Source organism: Trebonia sp., assembly GCF_049794275.1.
Classification (GTDB): Bacteria; Actinomycetota; Actinomycetes; order Streptosporangiales; family Streptosporangiaceae; genus Trebonia.
In genome coordinates this window covers 1-5108 of sequence record NZ_JBARCR010000861.1, presented here as the reverse complement: position 1 = coordinate 5108, position 5108 = coordinate 1, and the positions used below count along the sequence as shown (strand labels likewise).

Annotated in this window: 6 protein-coding genes and 1 pseudogene; 1 reads left to right on the top strand and 6 read right to left on the bottom strand. The window is 70.7% G+C overall.

Annotation, left to right across the window (positions count from 1 at the left end; genetic code table 11):
* The 6 genes and pseudogenes from WA805_RS22315 to WA805_RS22290 all read right to left on the bottom strand — a co-directional run.
* Nucleotides 1-361: pseudogene (locus WA805_RS22315) on the bottom strand (acetoin utilization protein AcuC); the annotation flags it as partial.
* A 79-nt stretch (nucleotides 362-440) separates the two neighbouring features.
* The gene (gene proC / locus WA805_RS22310) at nucleotides 441-1235 is read right to left on the bottom strand and encodes a pyrroline-5-carboxylate reductase (RefSeq protein WP_422272774.1); all 795 of its coding nucleotides are present in this window, start codon (nucleotides 1233-1235) and stop codon (nucleotides 441-443) included.
* A complete protein-coding gene (locus WA805_RS22305; protein WP_422323380.1) occupies nucleotides 1232-2152 on the bottom strand; it encodes a proline dehydrogenase family protein in 921 nt (306 codons plus the stop codon). The genes proC and WA805_RS22305 overlap by 4 nt, the downstream gene beginning before the upstream one ends.
* Nucleotides 2153-2171: 19 nt before the next feature.
* A complete protein-coding gene (locus WA805_RS22300) occupies nucleotides 2172-3236 on the bottom strand; it encodes a YgfZ/GcvT domain-containing protein (protein ID WP_422286833.1) in 1065 nt (354 codons plus the stop codon).
* A complete protein-coding gene (locus tag WA805_RS22295; protein ID WP_422272780.1) occupies nucleotides 3229-3675 on the bottom strand; it encodes a Fur family transcriptional regulator in 447 nt (148 codons plus the stop codon). Before WA805_RS22295 ends, WA805_RS22300 begins: the two co-directional genes overlap by 8 nt.
* A gap of 326 nt (nucleotides 3676-4001) precedes the next feature.
* The gene (locus WA805_RS22290) at nucleotides 4002-4505 is read right to left on the bottom strand and encodes an FABP family protein (protein WP_422273183.1); all 504 of its coding nucleotides are present in this window, start codon (nucleotides 4503-4505) and stop codon (nucleotides 4002-4004) included.
* 167 nt (nucleotides 4506-4672) lie between these two features.
* Here WA805_RS22290 and WA805_RS22285 point away from each other — a divergent pair, with 167 nt between their 5' ends.
* Complete coding sequence (locus WA805_RS22285; RefSeq protein ID WP_422273181.1) at nucleotides 4673-5035, top strand: DsrE family protein; 363 nt, start codon at nucleotides 4673-4675, stop codon at nucleotides 5033-5035.
* Nucleotides 5036-5108 lie beyond the last annotated feature (73 nt).

Here is a 5108-nt window from a genome sequence, read left to right as displayed (position 1 = left end):
GCCGCCCGGGCCATATCGTCCTGGCCGCCGCCAGCGTCGCGCCCGCGACCAGCGCGGACGCCTCGTGCATGCCCTCGAAGACCGGGTCGTCCGACGTGCCGAGCCCGAACCGCAGGTCGGGCGCCAGCGTCCGGCCCGCCTGCCGTACCGCGGCCACGTAGTCCTCGTCGTGCACGGTCTCGAGCTCGGCGTCAGTGGCGGGCGACGGCGAGATCATCGTCACCGACGGCGCCGCCAGCACGCCGAGTGCCGCGGCGAGGTCCATCGTCAACGCCACCCGCACCGGTGCCAGCGGATGCCCCGGCCCGAAGTCGTAGTGCGTGAGCGCCTCGTCCCACGCCACCACCAGCGGTCCGCTCATGAGGCCACCTCGCTGGCGCTCGGAGTCCGCATTCGCGGACGCACAGTACTCACCGATTCGCTCGCAAGCTCGCTCATTGCTAGGCGCCGCCGAGTTCGCGGCCGCGGTCGCGGGCCGCCTCGATCGCGGCGAGGAACGCCGCGCGCACCCCGTGCTTCTCTAGCTCCCTGATCGCGGAGATCGTCGTGCCGCCCGGTGACGTCACCGCTTCGCGCAAGATCACCGGGTGCTCACCGGAGTCCTTCAGCATCGTCGCCGCGCCGTACACCGCCTGGGTCACCATCTCCAGCGCGGTCCTGCGCGGCATGCCGAGCAGGATGCCCGCGTCTACCATGGCCTCCACCAGGTAATACACGTAGGCGGGTCCGCTGCCGGACAGCGCCGTCGCCGCGTCTTGCTGCGACTCGGGGATCCGCAGCACCTTGCCGACCGGGCGCAGCAGCTCCTCCGTGCGCCGCAGGTGCGGCTCGGAGGCGTACGAGCCGGCCGAGATCACCGACATCGCCTCGTCCACCAGCACCGGCGTGTTGGACATCACCCGGACCACGGGTACCTCGACGGGGAAGCGCCCCTCGATGAACGACGTCGTGATGCCCGCCGCTACCGAGATGACCAGCTGCGACGCGCTGACGAACGGGGCGATCTCGTCCAGCATCCTGGCCATGTCCTGCGGCTTGACCGTGATCACCAGCGTGCTGGCGTCCTTCGCGGCTTCCTCCGCGGTGAGCACCGGCACCCCGTACGCCTCGTACAGCTCCTCGCCCCGATCCGCCCGGCGCACCACGACGGCCACGTCCGACGGGGGCCGCCCGGCGCGCAGCAGACCGGACAGCAGCGCCTCGCCCATCTTCCCCGCGCCAAGTATCGCGATCATGACACCGACCATAGCGAACGCAGGAAGAACGCCAGGTTCGCCGGCCGCTCGGCCAGCCGCCGCACCAGGTAGCCGTACCAGTCGCTGCCGTACGGCACGTACACCCGCACCTGGGCGCCTGTCTCCGCCAGCCGGCGCTGCTCCGCGGGCCTGACCCCGTACAGCATCTGGTGCTCGAAGCTGTCCTGGGGCCGGTGCAGCCCCAGCGACCTGGTGATCTCGATCAGCCGGGGATCGTGGGTGGCGATCATGGGGTACCCGGGCCCGGACATCAGGATCCGCAGGCACCTGGCGAACGACTTGTCGACGTCGTGCCGGCCGGGGAACGCCTCGGAAACCGGTTCGGCGTAGGCGCCCTTGCACAGCCGCACCCGCACGCCTGGCGCCGCGAGTTCCCGCACGTCCGCTTCGGTGCGGCGCAGCGACGCCTGCACCACGCTGCCGACGAACGGGAGCCTGGACCGCAGCGCGGTCGCGATCCGCAGCCCGGCGTCGGTCGTCTTGTGGTCCTCCGCGTCCACCGTCACGGTCGTCCCCGCCTCGCGCGCCGCGATGGCGATCCGCTCGATGTGGTCGCTCGCCATGCGTTCGTCGAGCAGCAGGCCGACGGCGGTCGGCTTCACCGAGACCTCGACCGCGCCGCCCTCGGTGAGCCCCTCGGCGGCCAGCTTGCCGAGCAGCTGCACATACTGCGTGGCGGTATCGGCGGCCAGCCGCGAGTCCGTGGCGTCCTCGCCCAGATAGTCAAGCGTGACCAGCAGCCCGGCGGCGCGCAGCGACCTGGCTACCCGCACCGCATCGCTGATGCTGTCCCCCGCAACGTACCTGTCGACGACGGCGCGGGTGGCCGGCGTTGCCGTCACGACCCTGCGGATCTGCTCGCTGGCGGCGACCGCCAGCAGCGCCCGGCGCAGCACTACATCCTCCTCAAGTCGGTCACAGCAGCTTGCGGCCAGCGGCAGGCGGCGGCACCGTGGCCCGCCGCAGCGTCAGCCGCACGTTGGCGCCCGCGTCCGGCGGGACGATCACCTCTTGCGCCGCGGCGATCCCGTCTGCTAGCAGCGGCGCGTCCACAGGGACGGTCCGCTTGATGAGCCCGAGCCCGATCGGGCCGAGCTCGAAATGACGGGCGGCGGAGCCGGTGAATCCGACCTGCGTGCCGTCGGCGAGCGTCACCGGCGACCCGTGCGCGGGCAGCTGGTCCACGCTGCCGTCCAGGTGCAGGAAGACGAGCCGGCGCGGCGGGTGACCGAGGTTGTGGATCCGCGCCACGGTCTCCTGGCCGCGGTAGCAGCCCTTGTTCAGGTGCACGGCGGTCTCGATCAGCCCGACCTCGTGCGGCAGCGTCTTGTGGTCGGTGTCCAGCCCGGGCCGCGGCACGCGTCCCGCGATCCGCGCCGCCTCGAACGCCCACATCCCGGCGACCGTGGTCCCGAGCTTTCCGGCCGCCTCCGGCTTGACGAGCACGTCTATCCCGAACGGGCCCGTCATGACTGCCGCCGCCACACCGTCCGCGAGCAGCGGGGCGGCCGGTGAGTCGGCCGGGTCCGTTCTGGCCGCGTATCCTCCTTCGGCAGGGACGGGACCCGCCAGCGTCTGCACCACCAGTTCCCCGGACAAGTCCTCGACCTCGACCCGCATCATGAACCGCATCGAGTCGAGGTAGCCGACCAGGGCCTGCGCGGTGCCCGGCTCGACGTGCACCCAGGTGGCGGTGCCGTCGTCGGTCAGCGTGAGGTAGTGCTCCAGGTGGCCCTGCGGGCTCAGGATGAGCGCTTCCGCGGTGCTGCCGGGCGCCAGCCGCTCCAGGTGCTGGCTGGTCAGGCTGTGCAGCCAGGTCAGCCGGTCCTGGCCGGTTATCCGGACGACGCCACGGTTGGAGCGGTCGACGAGGACCTGGCCTTCGGCCATCGCGCGCTGCTCGCGCATCGGGTCGCCGTAGTGAGCGGCGACGCCCTCGTCCGGCCAGGACGCCTCGACGGCGCCTTCGATGTCAAGCATTGACTCGCTTTCTCCTGCAGTCTTCGCACCGGCCGAACACGGTCAGGTGCGTCACGTTCGTCTCGAACCCGTGGCTGGCGTCAAGCGCGCTGACCAGCGGCCGGATGGTGTCCGGGCTGGCCTCGTCGACCTTGCCGCAATCCTGGCATACCAGGTGCACGTGGTTCGCGTCGCTGGCCAGGTGATACGTCGGCGCGCCGTGGTTCAGGTGCGTGTGGGTGACGAGGCCGAGGCTGTCCAGCAGCTCGAGCGTGCGGTAGATCGTGGAGATGTTGACCCCGCTCGCGGTCTGCTGCACGCTGGCCGCGATCTCTTCAGGGGTCGCGTGGCCGAGCTCCGCGACGGCCTCGAGGACGAGCTGACGCTGCGGCGTCACCCGGTATCCCCGGGACCGTAGCGCCTCGTCCCACGTGCGGCTGCGCGGCGGCCCTTGGTCCATATCTCGAGTCTAGTTCCGCGCCGGAAATTATCTTGCGCTCTCGGCCATGGCTGGCATAGCGTGCAGTTACGCGGAAAGGAGGTGGTCCGAAGTATGCATAGTCATCGGACTTGCGAGGTGGCTGTCAGCTAGCCGCCGCCCCCGTCGAGTGGGTCCGCGTAGCGGATCCCGGCCCTGTTGGGCGGCGGCGGGCTAATCTAAGGCATACACCGGACCCCCGGGCTGACCGGCCTTGTCCAGCCGGTCCCGCGAAAGCGGAGTCGCCCGGGGGTTTTGCCTTGTCTTTCCCGGGGGACCAGTCCCCCGGACCCCCTGCCTACCCCCGCCTATTCCGTCCAGACCCACTTCAGCTGCGCCGACAGGTGGGGCTGGAGTTCCTGTCCGACGGCGGCCATGTCGTACGCGTACGCGAGGTCGTCGCCGATCTTCCCGTACAGCCGCTTGCCCGCGGTGACCTGCTTCGCCGTCGCGGTGCGGGCCACTACGTCAGTGGCCAGGTCGATTCTGGTCCCGCTGACCTCGCCGAGGTAAATCTCCACGATGCCGGTGGGGTGCGCGAGCAGCACCTCGATCTTGTTGTCTGGCTGCGGACGCCAGAAGCCGGATTCGCTCGCCAGCGGCTCGACCTTGTTGCCGTCGTCGTCAAGCCGCCAGGAGCGGCTGTTGTAGATCAGGTAAGGCTTCCCGATGTGGCTGAAGACGATCTCCTGGCCGAACCTGAAGCTCTCGATCGTCGGGTAGCCGCCCACGCCGGCGCCCTCCCACCTGCCCAGCAGGAAGCTCAGGGGCGCGATCGCCGGGTGTTCCTCCGGCGAGCCGTTATCCGTCATGCGGTCCTCCCCTGATCACCTTGACCGCCGCGTAGCCTGCCGCGACGGCGACCACAGCGTAGGCGAGAATCATGATGACCGCGCTCAGCATGCCGTTCACGCAGGCGAGCCTAGTGCGCGGCGTCCGGTTTGTGCCGCGCGGCACGCCGACCGGCTAGAGTTCAGGGGTGGCGCGGACTCTCGTTATCAAGGCCACGGCCGGCAAGGACGACCCGGAACGCTGCAACCAGGCCTTCACCGTGGCGGCGGCCGCGGTGGCCAGCGGTGTGCAGGTGTCGCTCTGGCTGACGGGCGAGGCCGCCTGGTTCTCGGTGCCCGGCCGCGCGGCGGACTTCTCGCTGCCGCACGCGGCGCCGCTGACTGACCTGCTGGCCTCGGTGCTCGCCCTCGGCACGGTGACCGTGTGCAGCCAGTGCGCGGCCCGGCGGGACATCACGACCTCGGACATGATCGACGGGGTGCGGATCGCGGGCGCGGCGACCTTCGTCGCCGAGATCATGGGCGACGGCGCGCAGGCTCTCGTTTATTAGCGGGGCCGGGGTTACTGAGCAGGGCTGACCGCGGCAAGGCGCTCGTCGCGGAGCCGCTGGGCCAGTTCCTCGG

Bases quoted from the DNA above. Each gene is read 5' to 3' on its own strand.
- proC (WP_422272774.1), bottom strand. From the start codon at position 1,235: ATGATCGCGATACTTGGCGCGGGGAAGATGGGCGAGGCGCTGCTGTCC.
- WA805_RS22300 (WP_422286833.1), bottom strand. From the start codon at position 3,236: ATGCTTGACATCGAAGGCGCCGTCGAGGCGTCCTGGCCGGACGAGGGC.
- WA805_RS22295 (WP_422272780.1), bottom strand. From the start codon at position 3,675: ATGGACCAAGGGCCGCCGCGCAGCCGCACGTGGGACGAGGCGCTACGG.
- WA805_RS22290 (WP_422273183.1), bottom strand. From the start codon at position 4,505: ATGACGGATAACGGCTCGCCGGAGGAACACCCGGCGATCGCGCCCCTG.